The sequence below is a fragment of the Paenibacillus sp. OSY-SE genome, from assembly GCF_000283315.1.
In the GTDB taxonomy this organism is placed as follows: domain Bacteria; phylum Bacillota; class Bacilli; order Paenibacillales; family Paenibacillaceae; genus Paenibacillus_B; species Paenibacillus_B profundus.
The window spans coordinates 31,587-51,221 of the sequence record NZ_ALKF01000178.1 but is presented as its reverse complement, the minus strand read 5'-3'; the positions used below and the strand labels follow the sequence as shown (position 1 = coordinate 51,221).

General features: G+C 52.9%; 15 protein-coding genes. 10 read left to right on the top strand and 5 right to left on the bottom strand.

Going from position 1 to position 19,635, the window contains the following annotated elements:
* Window positions 1-22 precede the first annotated feature (22 nt).
* Complete coding sequence (locus tag A372_RS0113280; protein WP_237728536.1) at window positions 23-1,057, top strand: alpha/beta fold hydrolase; 1,035 nt, start codon at window positions 23-25, stop codon at window positions 1,055-1,057.
* Window positions 996-2,039, top strand: a complete 1,044-nt coding sequence (locus A372_RS35455; RefSeq protein ID WP_019421344.1) for a methyltransferase — start codon at window positions 996-998, stop codon at window positions 2,037-2,039. The genes A372_RS0113280 and A372_RS35455 overlap by 62 nt, the downstream gene beginning before the upstream one ends.
* A gap of 75 nt (window positions 2,040-2,114) precedes the next feature.
* On the opposite strand, the gene pfkB is transcribed toward A372_RS35455, so the two are convergent.
* Together pfkB and A372_RS0113265 are read right to left on the bottom strand one after the other, a co-directional pair.
* Window positions 2,115-3,047, bottom strand: coding sequence for a 1-phosphofructokinase (gene pfkB, locus A372_RS0113270; RefSeq protein WP_019421343.1), 933 nt, complete (start codon window positions 3,045-3,047; stop codon window positions 2,115-2,117).
* 37 nt (window positions 3,048-3,084) lie between these two features.
* Complete coding sequence (locus A372_RS0113265) at window positions 3,085-3,954, bottom strand: class II fructose-bisphosphate aldolase (protein ID WP_019421342.1); 870 nt, start codon at window positions 3,952-3,954, stop codon at window positions 3,085-3,087.
* Window positions 3,955-4,043: 89 nt separating this feature from the next.
* Between A372_RS0113265 and A372_RS0113260 the strand changes: the two genes are divergently transcribed.
* From A372_RS0113260 to A372_RS0113230, 7 genes are all read left to right on the top strand, one after another.
* The gene (locus A372_RS0113260) at window positions 4,044-5,099 is read left to right on the top strand and encodes an SIS domain-containing protein (protein WP_019421341.1); all 1,056 of its coding nucleotides are present in this window, start codon (window positions 4,044-4,046) and stop codon (window positions 5,097-5,099) included.
* 193 nt (window positions 5,100-5,292) lie between these two features.
* Window positions 5,293-6,078, top strand: coding sequence for a DeoR/GlpR family DNA-binding transcription regulator (locus A372_RS0113255; protein ID WP_019421340.1), 786 nt, complete (start codon window positions 5,293-5,295; stop codon window positions 6,076-6,078).
* 539 nt (window positions 6,079-6,617) lie between these two features.
* Complete coding sequence (locus tag A372_RS0113250) at window positions 6,618-7,100, top strand: PTS sugar transporter subunit IIA (RefSeq protein WP_019421339.1); 483 nt, start codon at window positions 6,618-6,620, stop codon at window positions 7,098-7,100.
* A 67-nt stretch (window positions 7,101-7,167) separates the two neighbouring features.
* The gene (locus tag A372_RS0113245; RefSeq protein WP_019421338.1) at window positions 7,168-7,428 is read left to right on the top strand and encodes an HPr family phosphocarrier protein; all 261 of its coding nucleotides are present in this window, start codon (window positions 7,168-7,170) and stop codon (window positions 7,426-7,428) included.
* A 95-nt stretch (window positions 7,429-7,523) separates the two neighbouring features.
* Window positions 7,524-9,263: a phosphoenolpyruvate--protein phosphotransferase gene (gene ptsP / locus A372_RS0113240; protein WP_019421337.1), complete on the top strand. Its 1,740-nt coding sequence runs from the start codon at window positions 7,524-7,526 to the stop codon at window positions 9,261-9,263.
* Between the two features lie 257 nt (window positions 9,264-9,520).
* Window positions 9,521-10,375, top strand: a complete 855-nt coding sequence (locus A372_RS0113235; RefSeq protein ID WP_019421336.1) for a PRD domain-containing protein — start codon at window positions 9,521-9,523, stop codon at window positions 10,373-10,375.
* A gap of 342 nt (window positions 10,376-10,717) precedes the next feature.
* Window positions 10,718-12,169 carry a PTS transporter subunit EIIC gene (locus A372_RS0113230; protein ID WP_019421335.1) on the top strand — a complete coding sequence of 484 codons (1,452 nt, stop codon included), beginning with the start codon at window positions 10,718-10,720 and terminating at the stop codon, window positions 12,167-12,169.
* A gap of 450 nt (window positions 12,170-12,619) precedes the next feature.
* Here the strand turns inward: A372_RS0113230 and A372_RS33885 are convergent, their stop codons facing one another.
* Complete coding sequence (locus tag A372_RS33885; RefSeq protein WP_019421334.1) at window positions 12,620-13,144, bottom strand: ferritin-like domain-containing protein; 525 nt, start codon at window positions 13,142-13,144, stop codon at window positions 12,620-12,622.
* A 1,027-nt stretch (window positions 13,145-14,171) separates the two neighbouring features.
* On the opposite strand from A372_RS33885, the gene A372_RS0113220 reads away from it, so the two are divergent.
* Window positions 14,172-16,955, top strand: coding sequence for an endo-beta-N-acetylglucosaminidase (locus A372_RS0113220; protein ID WP_019421333.1), 2,784 nt, complete (start codon window positions 14,172-14,174; stop codon window positions 16,953-16,955).
* A gap of 148 nt (window positions 16,956-17,103) precedes the next feature.
* Here A372_RS0113220 and A372_RS0113215 read toward each other — a convergent pair whose 3' ends face one another.
* Both A372_RS0113215 and A372_RS0113210 read right to left on the bottom strand, forming a co-directional pair.
* Window positions 17,104-18,423 (bottom strand): glutamate-1-semialdehyde 2,1-aminomutase, encoded by a 1,320-nt coding sequence (locus tag A372_RS0113215; RefSeq protein WP_019421332.1) that lies wholly within the window; start codon window positions 18,421-18,423, stop codon window positions 17,104-17,106.
* Window positions 18,420-19,421 (bottom strand): LCP family protein, encoded by a 1,002-nt coding sequence (locus tag A372_RS0113210; protein WP_019421331.1) that lies wholly within the window; start codon window positions 19,419-19,421, stop codon window positions 18,420-18,422. The genes A372_RS0113215 and A372_RS0113210 overlap by 4 nt, the downstream gene beginning before the upstream one ends.
* Window positions 19,422-19,635 lie beyond the last annotated feature (214 nt).

Here is a 19,635-nt window from a genome sequence, read left to right as displayed (position 1 = left end):
TTACGACAATAGGCAGTCGGAAGTGGAAGAAAATAGAGCAGCCATGGATGATAGTAAGTATGACGCGAGGTTGTTAATGATGGAGATAGGAAGATATGAAAATGATGGCCAACAGATAGGGATGAACGGTACAACGGCAGCGAATGGAGGCGGAGACGCTTCCGCTGCGAAGGCGAAGCGCCCGAAGCTGTTATGGGTGCACGGCTGGGGGATGTCACCCGAGACGTGGCGGCATTTAGCCGCTGAGCTGCCCGCATTAGACCATCGCTATGTGTCGTATGCCTCCTGCCGCACGATAGAGGAGCTCCGCGAAGTGGTGAGCCTGCCCTTCCGGCTGGAGCCGGAAGGGGAGTGGCATGCGATCGGCTGGTCGATGGGCGGAATGCTGCTCCTCGAGGCGCTTGCCGCATGGATGGCGGGGCCAGCTTCCCCCGCCATGCCAGCTGTGCGCAGCATCGTCTTCTGTGGGACGACGCTGCGCTTCATTGACGACACGGGGCAGGCCGGTTGGCCCGACCGTGTCGTAGCGCGCATGCGCCGCCGCTTGGCGCATGCGCCCGAGGAGACGCTCCGCGCGTTCGCGGAATGTCTCCCTTCCGCAGCCGAGCGCGATGACGCCGGGCTGCGGCGGGTGCTTGCGCAGTACCGTGCGCGAACGGCGTGCTCTGCGCATGCGCCCATGGCAGCGGCTCAACCCGCGTCGCCTGAGTCTGGCGTGCATGCATTCACGCCGGAAGGGCTTGACGCCGGTCTCGCCTACCTGCAGCAGGCAGACCTTGCCGCGGCGTGGGCGCGGGTGACGGCGGCACCGGCGGGGCCGCGCCTGCTATGGCTGCACGGGGCGGACGACACCGTATGCCCGCTTGGCGCGGTGAAGCGGGCACAGGCGCTGAACGGACAGCGGAACGCTGCCCGCTTTGCGGTGCTGCCGCAGGCCGGGCATGTGCCGTTTCTTACGCAACCGGCTCGCTGGCGAAAGGAGTTGACGTCGTGGTATGACAACGACATCGGATTCAACAGAGACTCCGCGTCCATTTCTGGGCGCGAACGTGAATAAATCGCTTGTGCAGCGCCGCTTCGACAAGCATGCGCACGAGTATGACAGCTATGCCGAGGTGCAGCGTGTGATGGCGCACGAACTGGCGCAGCGCATTTCGACGAGCTGTACCGGACCAGTCTCCCGGATTGCAGATATCGGCTGCGGTACGGGACTGCTGACGCTTGAACTGCCTCGGTTATTTCCAGAGGCATCCGCGACCCTTGTCGATATGTCGCCGCAAATGGTGAGGGCGGCTTGCACGAAGCTGGAGCAATCCGGTACAGCCGCACGGCGCCTCGATCCCGTCATCGCCGATGCGGAGGCGTGGGTGCAGGAGCAGGGCGGACAGAGGGGAAGCCGTGATCGCGCTCAATCTTACGACCTTATCGTCTCCAGCGCCGCCTTTCAATGGTTCAACCGTCCGGCGGAGACGGCAGGCGGGCTGCTTCGCCTGCTTGCTCCGGGCGGAGTGCTGGCCTTCGCTACGTTTATGCCGGGGACGCTGCACGAGCTGCACGAGTCTTTCGGAGAAGCCGAATCGGCGCTCGGCTTGCCGTCGGTTCCACGCGGACTGGCATACCCGGCGCGGGAGGATTGGCTTGGGTGGCTGAGCGCGCCTGTACGAGCCGCCGTATCTGAGGCCGACGAACGGGCTGCTGGTACGGCTGCTCCTGTAGACAATCTTGCACGGAGCACTGCCCACGCTGCGGTATCTACAGCGGATCCAGCAGCTCTGTCGTCCCATAAAGCGTTGCCACCTTCTGTCACATGGGAAGAGGCTAGCTACCGCTATGCTTTCCCGGATGTGCCGGCGATGCTGCAGCAAGTCCGCCGCGTCGGAGCGGGCAACGCCGTCGCAAGCAGTGCTGCCGCCGGCGCGTTGAACCGTACGCTCTATCGGAAAATGGTAAAGTGCTACGACGACCGTTATCGGCTTCCCGATGGGCGCATTCCGCTCACCTACGAGGTTGCCTACGGCATCGTTGAGCTGCAAACATAACGAAAGCAAACGGCCGCCCGCACCTGTCTGGGCAGACAGGATGCGGGCGGCCGTATATATAGGGCAGGGTTGCTGTTATAGAAGTATTTCCACTTGAATTTGTTGCTTCAACGCCTCGACATCCTCAAGCCGCACCATGCCAGCGGATGGCATAAGCGCATTGGCCGTGCCGCAGGCGGCCCCTAGCTTCAGCCGTTCTTCCGCCGGTAAAGCGCGTTTGTCCGCGACGACCAGACCGGCAACCATGGAATCTCCACTGCCGACGGCGTTGACGGCGTCGATGCGCGGAATGCTCACGCGGAATAACTGCTTATCCATAGCGGACAGCGCCCCGCGCTCACCGAGTGAGACGACGACATTCGCGATGCCCTGCTTCGCTAGCCGGAGCAGAGCGGATTTGATGTCGTCTTCCTCTTCCGCGTTGCCGTCCGTCAGCTTCACGACTTCATGCTCGTTCGGCTTGATAAGATAAGGACGTGCAGCAATGCCTTCCACCAGCGCCTCACCGCTCGTATCCAGCACCGGGATAGCGCCGGCCCCACGGGCGATGGTGATAAGCTCGGCATAGAGCCCAAGCTGGCATCCTGTGGGCAGACTGCCGGAGAAGACGACATGTGAGGAGCGCGAAGCGAGCTTCGCTATCCTCTCCTTCATCGACTCTATCGCTTCTGCCGGAATGGAAGGGCCGGCTTCCAACAGCTCCGTCTGGGTGCCTCCTTCCGGGTCGATCACATTCAAGCAGAGGCGCGATTCGCCCTCCACCGTGATGAAATCGGACGGAATTCCTTCCTGGCGCAGCTTCTCTGAGATCGCCATCCCATTGAAGCCAGCGACGAACCCTGTTGCGATCACGTCTTCACCGAGCGTGCGGATGACGCGAGCCACATTGATGCCTTTGCCTCCGGCAGTCGCATTCATTTGCTCCGCCCGGTGCAAGGAATTAAGGTTGAATCCGGGGATGATGTATGTCTTATCGATCGCCGCATTCAAGGTTACGGTTGTAATCATATACGTTCCTCCAACATGAAGCGGGCTGTTGCAGCGGTTAGCGAACCGCGTTCGCCTTGCCGATACAGCCGGCCATTTCCATCTTGCTCTTAGCTAGTGCTTTTACTGCCTCTTTCGCAGGCACCATATATTTACGTGGATCGTTCTCGTCAGGATTCCCTGCAAATACGGCTTTAATCGCATCGGAGAAGGCAATGCGCAGCTCTGTGGCAACGTTCATTTTTGCCATGCCATATTTCACGCAGCGCTTCACTTGTTCTTCCGGAATGCCGGAGCCGCCGTGCAGAACGAGTGGAACGCTGACATCTGCATAAATTCGTTCCAGTCGCTCGAACGCAATTTTCGGTTCACCTTTATAAATACCGTGCGCGGTGCCGATTGCTGGAGCAAGCGTAGGGACGCCGGTCGCCTCGACGAACGCAGCGCATTCTTCAGGAACGGCAAGTCGCGCATCTTCTTCTTCGACGACGATATCGTCTTCCACGCCGCCGACTTTGCCAAGCTCGGCTTCGATGTTGACGCCTGCGGCTGTAGCCACTTTCACAACTTCCTTCGTGCGGCTAATATTTTCTTCATATGGATGCATCGACGCATCGATCATGACGGATGTATAGCCAGCGCGGATACATTTTACAATGAGATCATAATCAGTGCAATGGTCTAGATGAAGTGCGATAGGAACCGAAGAGAGCTTGGCTGCGGTCTGGGCGGCAGATACGATGTATTCCGGCCCTAAGTGCTTCACCGTACCCACCGTCGTTTGCAAAATGAGGGGAGTTTGCGTTTCTTCTGCGGCTTCAACGACTGCCTGCAGCATTTCCAAGGTGTGAACGTTGAAAGCGGTAATGCCAAAGCCTTGTTCGCGAGCCGCTTGCAGCATAGATGTAGAGCTGATAAGATGTCCCATTTGCATAGCCTCCTGCATATTATGATTGAAACAATCAAAATAATGACTTATAATTTCATTAAGTTGATTATAAAGGAGGATTTTGTGGAATGTCAAACCAGAATACGCATACGTATCGCGAAATTAGTGATCAGGCTGCAGCTCTGCAAGAAGCATGGACACAATTGCAGCAACAACAGGATTGGATCGGGAAATATATAGGAAGCGATAAATATGAGGAAGTTGTCTTCATCGGCTCCGGTTCCTCTTGGTACCAAGCGATGACGATGGCGGCGACGTATCGGAAATGGACGGGACGCAGTGCGGTGGCGCATCCGTCCTCCGACTTGTTCTTGTTCCGTGAACAGACCGTGGCGGCATCGAAGAAGACGCTCTTGGTCGGAGTTTCGCGTTCGGGCGAGTCTCACGAAGTCATCCTTGCGTTAGAATCAGTGAAGGAACTGCCGCATTGGACCACGTGCGGCATCACTTGTCATCCGTCAAGCAAGATGGCAAATATGACGGATTGTCTTGTATCGCCGCGCGGTGCGGAGAAGAGCACGGTCATGACGAAGTCGCTCAGCAGCATGACCTTCATGATGCAGGCGGCGATTGCTCTTGGCGCAGGACAGGAGAAAGCATACAAGGAATTGGAAGCTGTATTGCAATCCGACGCTGCGTCCGTTACAATGTCGGATGAAACGGCAGAAGCGTGGGTGAACGGAAATTCTTTTAATAAAACGATTTATTTAGGAATGGGCGCGTTGTACGGTCTTGCGCTGGAAGCGTGCTTGAAGCTGAAAGAAATGACCTATACGTGGACGGAAGCATACGGCACGCTAGAATTCCGCCACGGACCGAAGTCGATTGTCGATCCAGAAACGCAAATCGTGTTGCTGCTGTCCGAACAAGCACGCTCCTATGAGCTGAAGGTAGCTCAAGAAATGAAGCAATATGGCGCTACGGTCGTCATCGTAACCGCACAAGCCGGTGAAGATACGCAATTTGCCGACAAGGTGGTTGAGCTTGGTGCTGCGGATGTCTGCGATGAAGCACGTGCGGTATTGTATTTGCCATTTATTCAATACAACGGTTATTATACGGCGGTGAAACGGGGCCTTAACCCGGACGATCCACGGAACTTGACCCAATTTGTATCTATATAATAAGCGTGTCTATTTGCGTGAATCGCATGTAGGAAGTTCGTAACTGGCGCTGCTAACGGAGGTTCTGTCTCCGGCTAGCAGCTCTTGCTTTGCCGGCATACCGCTTTTGGACCGCATTCATCATGGGTTTAAGCCCTTTTTTACCTAGTAACAACCCGCAACGCAACAACCAGCAACGGATGGAGTGAATCGTATGAGTGAATCGTTATCCAAAGGCGAGCAGCGCCGACAGCAAATTTTGCAAGTGTTAAAACAGAATGGACGCATTACGATAGCGGAGATGATCGATCGTTTTGAATGCTCGGAAGCGACCGCTCGCCGGGATTTGGACTTATTGGAGCGGAAAGGCGAGCTGATTCGCACGATCGGGGGCGCGATTTTTGAAGGTGCTGGTTCCGTACGGGAAGTTCCTTTCGTAGAGAAGCGCCAACTGCTATGGCTGGAGAAGGAAGCGATCGCAGAACGCGCCCTTGACTTTATCGAGGAGGGCGACAGCATTTGCTTGACCGGCGGAACGACGACGTTTCTCATCGCGAAGCTGCTGAAGCAGCGCCAAGGGATTACCGTTGTGACCAATGCGGTGAATATTGCGATGGAGCTGTCAGATTGTGAAGGCATCCAGGTTGTCGTCATTGGCGGCGTAATGCGAAGCAACAGCTTTGAACTATGCGGACCGCTCGCAGAGCGCACGATTGAGCATTTGAATATTGAAAAGTTGTTCATGGGCATCGACGGCTTCTCTACAACCAAAGGAATTACGACGTATTCCGAGCTGGAAGCACAGACTGCCCGCATGCTGATGCGCCAAGCACAGCAGACGATCGCGGTGTTCGATTATACGAAGGTCGGCAAAGCTTCATTGTTCTCCGTAGCTCCTGTCAATGAGCTGACGGCATGTATCACGGACCGGCTTCTCCCTGCTGATATGGCGGAGGAACTGGATCGAGCGGGAGCGTTGTGCCACTACGCCAACCTGTAGAACGGCCCAACCAACGTATTACTTATTTAGATTAAAGGAATCTGCAACGGCTTTCCTCCGTGTCACGTATGGTATGCAATAAAATGTTTTCTCTGGGTGTTATGTGGTGCAGCCAGGAATGAATCGGGTATAGAAAGAATAAGACGGTATGAGCATGATGCGGCGGTATGATTTACAACCAGAACGCACATCTTATGGATACCGCATAACTCATTTGCCAATGTACTGATGGCGAATATGTCTAATTTTACCCAATCGCCCGGCTCGCTTGCACACACAATATCCATCATGATACAATGAGTGGTGAATTTTACACTGCAAGTCAGCGTGTTACTAGTACGACTAGGCATGAGCTAAGCGGCTGTTCACTGGGTGAACTGCATGCTTCAGCGCATGCCTTTTTGCTTTTTTTTAACAGCAACACGTATTTGTTGCACATGATCGTCGGCTGATTTATCCCGCTGGAAGAACAGAAATACAGAACACTGACAGTAACGGATTGTCCATAGGATAACGGTTCATACAAGGAGGAAATTTATATGTTTGGATTTGGAAAGAAAAAGAAAACGATCTCCATTACAGCGCCTATAACAGGTAAAGCGGTAGCATTGGAGCAAGTTCCTGACCCGGCTTTCGCACAAAAGATTATCGGTGACGGCATCGCCATCGAACCAGAGCAAGGAGTGCTTATCGCCCCCTTTGACGGACAGGTCATTCATCTCATTGATACGTACCATTCCTTGGTGCTCGGTCATGAATCTGGACTTGAATTGCTTATTCATATCGGCGTGAACACGGTATCGCTGCAGGGCAAACCGTTCAAGCCTCATGTTAAAACAGGCGATAAAGTGAAAAAGGGTCAAACGCTGATCGAGTTCGATATTGCCCAAATTAAAGAAGCGGGTCTGCCGGTCATCACACCTGTTATTGTGGCCAACGGTGATGTTGTCGCCGAGCTTAAAGCGAACACAGGCAGCGTGACGGCGAATTCAAATGAACTGATGGAAATTGTCCTGAAATAAGACGGAATCGTAAAACATATTGTAAGTAAAAACACCAGTAAACTTTGATGGAAAGAGGTCATGAATAATGGAAAAGCAATTTACAATCAAAAACCCGCAAGGGATTCATGCGCGTCCGGCAGGTGCGATTATGAAAAAAGCGGCGGAATTTGCAAATGCGCAAATCTCGTTGGAGTTCAACGGCCGCAAAGTTAGCGCGAAAAGCATCACTGGCGTCTTAACGCTTGGCATGAAGGCAGGGGACATCATTACCGTATCTGCGGAAGGCGATCAAGCTGCGGAAGCGATCGATGCAGTAGGCACAGTTATTGAATCGGTTCTCGACTAATTCATTACGGATAAAGAAAAGCCCTTCAGAAGAAGGGCTGGCAGGCATACTGTGTATTTGAAATAAGCATCAACAAAAGGAGTGGAGAAACCGTCATGCTACTTCAAGGAATCGCGGCAGCATCAGGATACGCTATCGGAAAGGCATTCGTCATGCAGGAGCAAGCCACTGCGGTGGAGCGCAAGGACATTGGAACGTACGCCGTTGAAGCCGAGGTGGAGCGTTTTCAGAATGCTGTGCAGCAGGCGATGGACGAGCTGGAGCAGATCAAAGAGAACACGGCAGCGAAGTTGGGGGAACATCATGCGGAAATCTTCGCTACGCATATTCTTGTCTTGCAGGATGAAGAATTTGTCGGTCAGGCGAAGGAGAAGGTCCGTCAAGAAGCGGTGAATGCGGAATTTGCGCTTCAAGAAGTGACGCAGCAGCTTGTGGATATCTTTACGAGCATGGACAGTGAATATATGCGTGAGCGCGCGGCAGACTTCCGCGATGTGAGCCAGCGTGTGCTCGGCTTGTTGTCTGGCAAGAAGTCGGCACAGCTAAGTGACTTTGATGAGGCGGTGGTCTTGTTCGCACATGACTTGACCCCATCCGATACGGCGCAGCTGGATCGCAGCAAGGTGGCCGGATTCGCGACCAACATCGGCGGACGCACATCGCACTCTGCCATTATGGCCCGCTCAATGGAAATTCCGGCGGTCGTTGGCTTGCAGCATGCAACGGAAAGCGTCGAGACCGGAGACATGATCATGTTGGATGGATCGAGCGGCATTATCTTGATCAATCCGGACGAGGACACGTTGAGCTTGTATCGAGAGAAAAAACAGAAGTTCGAGAAGCGTCAAGAAGAGATGAAGCTGTACAAGGATAAGCCTTCCGTAACGGCAGATGGCCATGAAGTGGAACTGGTGGCGAACATCGGCAATCCGCAGGATGCGTTGGGTGCCCGGAACAATGGGGCGGAAGGTGTCGGCCTATACCGTACGGAATTTTTGTACATGGGCCGTGACAGCTTCCCGTCGGAAGAAGAGCAATACAATTCTTATGTCACGGTATGCGAAACGATCGGGTCTGATAAGCCTGTTGTTATCCGTACGCTGGATATCGGCGGCGACAAAGAATTGCCATACTTGGAGCTTCCAAAAGAAATGAACCCGTTCCTTGGCTATCGCGCCATTCGTCTCTGCTTGGACCGCAAAGATCTGTTCAAGACGCAGCTGCGTGCGATTTTGCGTGCTAGCGCGCACGGCAACGTCAAATTGATGTATCCGATGATATCTACGATAACCGAGCTGCGCGAAGCGAATGCTATCTTGGCAGAAACGAAAGCGGAGCTGGATGAGGAAGGCATCGCCTATAACAAAGGGATGGAAGTCGGCATGATGATTGAGGTGCCTGCGGCTGCGATTATTGCCGATCAGCTGGCTAAGGAAGTTGATTTCTTCTCAATTGGCACGAACGATCTCGTTCAATATACGATGGCGGCGGACCGTATGAACGAGCAGGTGTCTCACCTGACACAGCCGTTTAATCCGGCGGTGCTGCGCCTGATTCGCATGGTTATCGATGCGGCGCACCAAGAAGGCAAGTGGGCCGGGATGTGCGGCGAAATGGCAGGCAACCTGAAGGCGGTGCCGATTCTGCTCGGACTGGGACTCGATGAATTCAGCATGAGCGCAAGTTCCGTGCTGTCAGTTCGCGTGCTGCTCTCCCGTTTGAACCGGGATGAGATGAAACAATTGGCCGAAGAAGCGCTAGCGCTGGAAACGGCTGAGGAGATTCAATACCTGGTGGTGGAACGGGTAGCGGCGGTTCAAGAACTATCCATTTAACATTTATACACGTTATAAGTTAATAAATGTAGGCCGAGAGAGGGGATACCCCTTTTTCGGCGCTGCAATTGACGTTAATGGTTCGACACTAATTTGACAAAAAGTTTATTATTATTCTAAATTTAGACATAATTCTCTTTTTATGTTGACAATGATTGCGGTTTCAACTACAATGATTTTACAGTTGAACGCGTTAATGCGAAAACGTTTCCATTCAATGATTTATCTCCGCAATTTCATGAGAAAGGAGATTCACGTTGTCAAGCAAGCGTCGCTTTGAGATTATACGGTCATTAAGCAACAATGTCGTATTGGCGAACGATGTGTTGACGAACAAAGAAACCATTCTCATGGGAAAGGGACTCGGATTCGGAGCTAAACCTGGAGGAGAGCTTGTTCCGAGTGACACCCGCATTGAGAAGACATTTGCTTTAGAGAGTCAGCAGCATCTGTCGCAGTATCAGATGCTCTTGGAACAGATTGATCCGGAAGTCATTACCGTATCCGAGCAGATCATTTCCATGGTGTCTGAAGCGCTTACGCCGGATTTGAACGAGCATATTCACCTCGCATTGCCGAGCCACATTGAATATGCGCTGTACCGGTTGCGCCATGACATTGCGATTGAAAATCCGTTTTTGTGGGAGCTTCGCACCTTGAATCCGAAGGAATATGAGCTTGCTGCTCAGGCGGCCGGGCTTATTGACCGGACATTCGGTGTGACTGTGCCAGAAGATGAAATCGGATTCTTGACGATACACATTCAGTCGGCTGTCGCACATGTTCCTGTCGGGAATATGGTCCAGTTCAATCATCTATTGAAGGATCTGGTTGCACTGATCGAAGAACGACGAGGGGGCGACATCCCGAAAGACAGCATAGACTACCTTCGGCTCATTACGCATCTCCGCTTCGCCATTGAGCGAATCCGCCAAGGGGAGCATTCCCGCAATCCGTTCCGGGACAAGCTGAAGGACATGGTGCCTTATGAGTTCGAGGTGGCGCAGGAATGTGCCGCGTTAATGGCGCGGAAGCTGGAGACGGAAGTGTCGGAGGACGAGACAGCATACATCGCTATGCATCTGTATCGATTGTTTAACAAAGACGAGTAATTATCTATTACCTATAAGTGCGTGTTCAAAAAGGTCGGTTTTTAGCACCGAGAAGGTTGCAGGACTTCGAGAGTGAATGCAAGATTCTATGCCGAGTTACTTCCTGAGTGACTTCGTGATCAAAAGAGGACTTTTTGAACAACCTCTATAACAACCTTCATAACAGGCGTGTTACTAGTACGACTAGGCATGAGCTTGCTAAGGGATAGCATCCGCGATATCGGGTGGTGTCTCATCGCAAGCTCATGTCTTTTTGCGTTGTTGCGGTGATGACAGGCAGAAGAATAAAACTTTGGCCTTTTATCCATACTTTACTTAACCAATTAAGGAGGAGAACAACTCATGCTAGCCTTTTTGCAAAGAATTGGTCGGGCATTGATGCTCCCGGTTGCAACGTTGCCGGCGGCAGCCATTTTGCTTCGCTTCGGTGCAATTGACTATGTGAAAGACTTCCATATGGGAGACACGGTCGGCGGGTTCCTGAACCAATATATTGCCCCGTTCCTGGATGCAGGCGGCTCTGCTATATTTGATAACTTGGCTCTTATATTCGCCATCGGGGTAGCCATCGGATTTGCTTCAGACGCGGTGGCCGTATTGGCGGCCGTCATAGCGCATATTATTTTACTTAAAGTATTGTCCAAAATTCCGGCAGCGTTCGCGTTCATTCCGGATGACATGAAGCTCGACATGGGCGTCATCGGCGGTATATTGGCCGGTGGTATCGCTGCGTTCCTGTACAACAAATATCATGATATTAAAGTGCCGGATTGGCTTGGCTTCTTCGGCGGCAAACGATTTGTGCCAATTGTCACCTCAGCGGTTATGATTTTAGTAGCGATTCCGTTCGGGATTGTATGGGGACCGGTTCAACAGGCGCTCGATTCCTTCGGCAACTGGATTGTTGAACTCGGAGCGGTCGGCTCCGGCATCTTCATGGTAGCGAACCGGCTTCTCATTCCATTCGGTCTGCACCACGTGTTGAATGCAATTGCATGGTTCCAAATCGGCTCCTTTACCGACGCTGCCGGACAAGTATGGCAGGGCGACATTGCCCGATTCTTCCATGGCGACCCGACGTCAGGGTTGTTCATGACCGGGTTTTTCCCAATCATGATGTTCGCATTACCAGGTGCGGCTCTCGCCATTATTCATGCGGCGAAGCCGGAGAATCGCAAAATGGTTGCTTCCATCTTTATCGGTACGGCTATCGCGTCGTTCCTAACTGGGATTACGGAGCCGATCGAATTCGCATTTATGTTCGTTGCTCCCGTACTGTTCGTTGTCCATGCGATATTGGCGGGGGTGTCTGGATTCGTAACGGCAACGCTTGGCATTAAGCACGGGTTTGGGTTCTCAGCAGGCTTTATCGACTATGCGCTGAACTTCCCATTGGCGACGAAGCCATTGCTTCTGATTCCAATCGGACTCGCCTACTTTGTGGTTTACTATTTCTTGTTCCGCTTCCTGATTGTGAAGCTGAATCTGAAGACGCCGGGACGCGAGGATGAGCTGGAGACAGAAGGAGACGCGGATAACACGGTCAACGCCAACTCCAGCCTGCGTGAGAAAGCGGAAAAAGTCGTCGGACTTATCGGCGGCAAAGATAACATTATTACGAACGAAGCATGTATTACGCGCTTGCGCTTGACGCTGAAGGACGACACCGTGGTCAACGAGGCGGGCTTGAAGGCGCTCGGCGCCGCCGGGATTATGAAGCTCGGCAAAGGCAACGTGCAGGTGGTGTTCGGTACGCAGTCCGAGCTCTTGAAGGAAGAAATCAAGAAGCTGTAACCTAATATTGCTGTAATGGCAGCGGCTCCGCGTCTTTAAGATGCGGAGCCGTTCTGTTGTAGGGGGATATGTCCGGTTGCCGTTTAGTAGGGAGTAGGCCCGCTTGCCGCTCATTAACGTTATGCCGCACAAAATGTACACTCGGTCCTCGCACATGCATCTCGACCATATGTGATTTCTTGAATCAGCAGACAGTCAAGCAAATCAAAACGCAATAAGCTGCATCAGAACACAGTAGTTAAACAGGTGTACATCACAACGCCGTAGTTATACAGAACGCAATAGGTTGCATGTAAATGGGGCATATATATTGCACAAATTACAGTTGATTGGAATTGGGAGGATGCCCTTTGCCAAAAAGAGAAGCATCCGGGTGAAAAATAAACGAAACAGAGATGTTACGGCGATGTTGGGTCAGAGGGGATTAGAGAATAGATTAAAAGGATTGCGCTATTTATTTTTCGCGTACAAGAAATTGTATTTGCTGGTTTGCTTCAACTCGTCAGTCAATATTTCAAAAATGATGTTGCGGAACGGTTCCGGCCCAACCGTGAAATAAATGCGCCGGTATTTTTCAACTGCGCTGAGCTCACCGAAGAGAGCCTTTTCCAGCCCTTCGAGATACGAGGCTGTCAGCTGATAGGATTCATCTATGGCTTCAGGGACTTGTTGCCCGGTCAAGCAATAGTAGATATAGCGGAACCATTGGCGATGCCTCCGCTCGTCGTTGCGAATGGACGCGATAATGTCCTTGTCCGCCTGGGAAGGGGCGAGCCGGATTAAATCATCATAGAACAGCTCGTCATCGCGTTCCCCTTGAATGGAGCTCGCAATGAGAGGGAGGGCCGTATTCAGGTTGGTGTCGTAAGCATCGAGCGGCGGCTGAAGCGGGTTAGTTAAGCATTCGGTGCTTGGAACAGGGGCATTTGCACGATATGGGGCATATGGAGGGCTCATGCAGAATAAAGGAAGCATGTTAAGTCCTCCTCGATATGGATTCGATCTTGCAATATCATATGTGTGTCCGCCTAGAAGGGTACCTGACTTCTATAATTATGACGGAAATAACCAGTTAAGAGCCACTTGTTTAATTCAGAGTAAATTTTTGGAGAGGCGTTACTCTCTCCGTTCGGCGTTTCCGTTCACTCTCCCCTTCAGTCAGTAACAACGATTCCAGCATCGTCCAGACGCTCTATGGTGTGATTGAACGGTTGATGTAATAGTGGGAGGGAGCATCTCCAACTGCAATCATACATTTGAGAGTTCCCTTTTAACGTCTTGCGTCACGCTGGACAGCACAGAGAGATGCCCCTTCTGAACGAGAGGGAGAGTGGAGAAAAGTACGTGGCAGCGTATCGTGATTGGCTAGAAATGTGAGCTATCTTTAGTTCATTCATATAGTTACTCTGAGCGCAATGAACTACATCAGTGTGTAGTTAGGTTAATTAGGGACATACCTGATGATTGCTTTATTATTACTGCCTAATATCTCGAAAATTGAGCGTTGATAAGTGTGATGACGGCTATATCGATTCAACTTGGCAAGGATACCAAGCTGCATCCATTGGATTTCGTCCAATGCTTTTTAGCATGGAGCGTGACTGGGTGTCATTTCACTGGAAATGATCCAATAGGACCGGACCAATTTGGATCTAAAAGACTAAAAAGGACGATTTGATTGGACAGTTTCCAGCAGAATCATCGAATACTGCTTGTTTGAGGGGGAAGGCTGTACTATTTCCAATGGAATCTTCATTTCCCAATCCAATCTGCACCGTTCGGGCTGAACGAAAGCGGAGCGCAGCCAATTTTCAGGGTAAATATTAAAGATTTGGTGGATCAATTAAAGATATCTCGTCAAATAGGAAATACCATCCTTTTCACTGGATAATATAGGGTATACAATAAATCTGCATATCAAATTGTAAGCGCTAACATTATTTTCGGCCCATGCATCCGGATATGGCTTATTTATTATTTGGGAGAGAGGAAGAGGTATCGAATGAAACGATTGCAACCGACGGTTATGTCCAAACAACGAATGAAACGCAGCCTTGCCGTATTCGTCAGCACGGCGATGCTGGCGGGTTCCTTGATGGGGTTTGCCGGTCAAGCGGAAGCCGCGCAGCCGCATTCTTCCTATTGGTATCCGAACACGCTCTTGGAGTGGTCTCCGTCAACGGACCGGGATGCCGCCTTCAACAAGGGCAGCGTCAAGCTTGTAGAGGAGCGTGTGAAGGGTTATAAAGTAAATCCAAACGCGCTGGAGGACCCGAAATTGATGGCGCTCGCATCCATGTACCCGAATACGAGCGGGGTGCCTTCGCAAGGCTCTGAAAAATTCAATACATTTACATTTGGTTATTGGCAGTATGTGGATAGCCTCATCATGTGGGGCGGCTCTGCGGGCGAGGGCCTGATCGTACCGCCAAGCGCGGATGTGATCGATGCCGCCCACAAGAATGGCGTGCCCGTTTACGGAACCGTATTTTTCCCGCAAAGAGAACACGGCGGCAAGCTCCAATGGCTGCGCGACATGCTGCAGCAGCGTGAGGACGGCTCGTTCCCTACGGCGGATAAATTAATAGAAGCGGCATCATATTACGGCTTCGACGGCTGGTTTATCAACCAAGAAACGCAAGGTGCCACGCCGCAAGACGCGCAATTGATGCAGCAGTTTTTGAAATATTTGCAGCAGCACAAGCAACCGGGCATGGAGATCATTTGGTACGATTCGATGATCAATCGAGGGCCCATATCCTGGCAGGGGGCGCTGACGGACAACAACAAAATGTTTTTCCAAGACGGCAGCGAGCGCGTGTCCGACACGATGTTCCTTGACTTCCGCTGGCAGTATTCCGGTTATACGTTCCAAAATTCTCCTTCTGTCGCCCAAAGCTTGAACCGGAGTCCTTACGACCTCTATGCGGGCATTGATGTAGAAGCAAATGGATACAATGGAACGTTCAACATGCCTGCTTTGTTCCCGGGAGAGGGCAAGGCAACGACTTCCTTGGGCATTTATCGCCCGGATTGGGCTTGGAACAGCTCGAAGACCCATGAAGAGTACATGGAAAAAGAGACGACGTTCTGGTCGGGCTATGAGCATAATCCAGCCGCGACGCCGCCGCGTCCGGGGGCAGGGGATGCAACGAAGCAGAGAACGTGGCGTGGAGCGGCCAACTATTTCGTAGACAAGAGCGTCATTACTGGTCCTGAATTCATCACTCATTTCAATATGGGGAACGGGCATCTGTTCGCCGTGAACGGGGAAGTAGTCCGCAGCCGGGATTGGAGCAACCGAAGCCTGCAGGACATCCTGCCGTCTTGGCGCTGGATTGCAGAGTCCGAAGGGACGGGACAGGCGTTGCAGCCGTCCTTTGATTATGAGAACGCTTACTACGGCGGCAGCTCGTTGAAGGTGGCGGGTGACCTCCGGCCGGATTCGGCTACACACGTCAAGCTGTACAAGACGAACATCCGGGTCGAGCCGACGACGGTCGTATCGGCTACATATAAAGCCAATGACGAGAATGCCAGAGTCCAGATCGGAGTATCCTTCGATGATGCGCCAGAGCAATATGTGTACCTGGATCCGGCAACCATCGAACTGGCGGACGGAACGAGCGTCACCGACACCGTGTACAAGAACAAATGGGTGCGTTCGACCGTGACGCTGGCGACGTATGCGAACCGCAACATTGCGGGCATTTCACTGAAATTCGATTCACCGGAAGCGATTGATGGCTTGCAGGTGAATATCGGCGAGCTATCCATTCGCAATACGGAAGCAGCAGTCCCTCAGCTTGACGCGGTGAACGGTCTTGTAGTGACGGAATCCGATTTCCGAGACGGCATCTATGGCGATGCCCGCCTCAAATGGGAAGCGCTGGGGGGAGAGGTGCTGTACTATCAAGTGTACCGCGTGAATCCGGACGGAGTCCGTGAGCTGGCAGGCGCGACGGCCAACAACGTTTTTTATGTTCCGGAAATGAAGCGCATTGACAAGGAAGCGGGGACGACGCTAGAAGTTGTGCCGATTAACCGTCATTATGAACAAGGCGAACGCGCATCGGTCTCCTTCGAGTGGCCGGGTTACCCGCAGCCTACCGCCGATTTCGAAGCGGATAAGACGTTGATTGCGCCAGGCGATACCGTGAAGTTCATGGATAAATCGTCCGAGGTGACAGAGAGCTGGTTGTGGAGCTTCCCGGGCGGGCAACCGGAATCGAGTTCGGAGCGGAATCCGGCAGTTCGCTACGACAAGGAAGGCGTATATGAGGTGACGTTGACGGCGAAGAACAGCGAGGGCGAAGATTCGCTCACGAAGCAGCTCATTACCGTTACCAAGGATGCGGCCGGCGGCATCGCCGATTTGGCGCTGAACAAGAAGACGGATGCGAGCAGCTTCGTCAATTCGAACGAAGCACCACCGTTTGCCGTCGACGGCAATGACCGCACGAAATGGTGCGCGGTAGGAGACGGACCGCATTGGATGACGGTCGATTTGGGAGCCGTCCACCAAGTGAGCGAATTCGTCGTGAAGCACGCGCAGGCGGGCGGTGAAGGCGAGGCGTTCAACTCGCGCGCATTCCGGATTCAGCTGAGCCTGGACGGGGTAAATTGGAGCGATGCCGTCGAGGTGAAGGACAATACGCTTGGCGTCAGCAAGCATGCAATCAGCCTGACGAAGGCGCGCTATGCGAAGCTGATCGTCGATAAACCGACCCAAGGAGGCGATACGGCTGCGCGCATTTATGGCTTCGAGGTGCATGGCTTGAAGTAGCCGGTACAGACGTCGGCAATGGGGCAGAGCGGCAGTGGTATTGGAACGCATGCTGTCTTACAAAAATAACGTATGCTGTATACCGAAAGACGCCGGGCTGCATGGCAGCTCCGGCGTCTTTGCGTGAAATGGATGGATAGGTTGTGCTTTATGAGTTAGCCATGCGGCGGAACGATTCGTGCGCTGCCTCGATCGTGCGCTCGATGTCTTCGGCGGTATGCTCCGTCGTCAGGAACCATGCCTCATACTTCGAAGGCGCAAGGCAGATGCCTTGATCGAGCATGTGGCGGAAGAAGGCAGCGAACGCTTCGCTGTCCGTCTCTTGCGCTTCCGCGTAATTCGTCACCGGATGATCGCAGAAATGCGTCGAGAACGAGCCGCGGATCCGGTTGATGGTGAGCGGCACGCCGTAACGGTCGGCACCTTCCTGGATGCCTGCCGTCAAGCGGATGGACAACTCTTCCATCCGTTCGTACACGCCCTCCTCGCGCAGCACTTCGAGACAAGCGATGCCGGCGGAGATGGAGGCCGGGTTGCCGGCCATCGTGCCCGCCTGGTATGCTGGTCCAAGCGGCGCGACCTGCTCCATGATGTGCTTCCGTCCGCCGTAGGCCCCGATAGGGAGGCCGCCGCCGATAATTTTGCCCATGGCCGTCAGGTCTGGCTCGATGGCAGCAAAGTCAGGGAAGACGCGGTACGTCTGCGTCGATCCGTAATGGAAGCGGAACGCGCTGATGACTTCGTCATAGATGACGAGCGCGCCGTACTCGCGGGCCAGCTTGCACAGCCCTTCGAGGAAGCCTGCCTGCGGCATGACCATGCCGAAGTTGCCCACGATCGGCTCGACCATAACAGCAGCTACGTCATCGCCCCAGTGCTCCAGCGCTGCCTTCAGGCTGTCGAGGTCGTTGAACGGCACGGTGATGACTTCGCTCGCGATGCTCTTCGGAATGCCGGCGCTGTCGGGAATGCCCAAGGTGGACGGGCCGGAACCAGCGGCCACGAGCACGAGATCGGAATGGCCGTGGTAGCAGCCGGCAAATTTGATTACCTTCGTGCGCTTCGTGTAGGCGCGGGCGACGCGAATCGTCGTCATGACGGCCTCGGTGCCAGAGTTGACGAAGCGGACTTTGTCCATGGAAGGCACCGCTTCCTTCAGCATCCGCGCGAGCTTGATTTCTAGCTCGGTAGGCGTGCCGTACAGCGTGCCATTCTGTGCGGCACGCACAATGGCTTCGGTTACGTGCGGATGCGCGTGACCGGTAATGATCGGGCCGTAAGCGGCCAAATAGTCGATATACTTATTGCCGTCGACATCCCAGAAGTGAGCGCCTTGCGCGCGCTCCATAAATACAGGCGAGCCGCCGCCGACCGCTTTGAACGATCGGGAAGGGCTGTTCACCCCGCCGACGATATGCTCAAGCGCTTCTTCATATAGTTGTTCGGAACGATTTCGGTTCGTAGTCATGTAGACGAATCTCCTTTGTTCTTGATATCTTCGGATGCGGATGCTTTATTTTCCAAGGCGTCTTGAATGTACTGCTTCAGCTTATCATTATCAATGACTTGCAGCACGGCGGAATTGTTAATTGTCGCGTCAGCGACATTATCCATCGCCGGAAGCTGGTGGCTTGGCCCGATGGAGCTGTCATAGCCTAAGGAGGCCAGCTTAATAATGTCATCCGCCGTCAGGTTCGTTTCCACGTAGGGGGCGACCTCATTAATTAGGTGAGGGAGCTGAATAATGGACCAGGCCGATTTCAATTTGTCCGCGACAGCGGTTAACAGCTCGCGCTGCCGCTTTGTACGGGCAAAGTCGGACATGGCGTCGTATCTGAACCGGACGTACATAAGCGCGGTTTCTCCGTTCAGCAGCTGCTTGCCCTTTTTCAAGTCGATATCGTATTGATGCTTATCCGCCTTGCTGGTATACTTCATGTTCTTCTCCACTTCGAATTCAACCCCGCCCATGGCGTCGATGAGCTTAATGAAGCCTTGGAAATCCGTATATACATAATATTGGACGTCAAGTCCGGTAAATTCGCTCGCCGTCTTCATGGCAAGCTCGGGGCCCCCGTACGTCAGCGCTGCATTGATGCGATCTTTGCCGAATCCGGGAATATCCACATATGTGTCGCGCAATATAGAGAATAGATTTGCCCGTTTCGATTGCGGATCGAACGAGGCGAGCAGGATGGAATCCGAACGCGGAACTTCGTCCTTGTCCATGCCTCGCGAATCGCCGCCGAGGAGCAAAATATTGACGCGCTCCCTCCCCTCCCATTTCGGAGGCTCTACCGCTTTCCGGTCGGGAAGCTTGCTGACAACAGGTGTAAAACGGGACTCTTCCGGCTTCTTCTGCAGGTTGCCCAAGCTGTCGTACATGGCCCAAGTGTAGTATCCGACACTGCCGACAATAATGACGGTCATCACGGTTAGTGCGTGCTTCCAATACTTTTTCCACATATGTATCGTCCTCTCCTCATCCGGCTGTGAAAGAAGCGAAGTTCATGATGTCAGCTCCGGCGCATTCATTCAAGTCGTCGTACGTGCTATATTAAATGTTATGGATAATGACCCGCATCTTGTCTATCCAATTATAAAATCTTTATGATGTTGAATCAATTCGCGTCCAAGTGCGAGACTAAAGCAGTCATCGCTAACTACGCAAATCTACGAA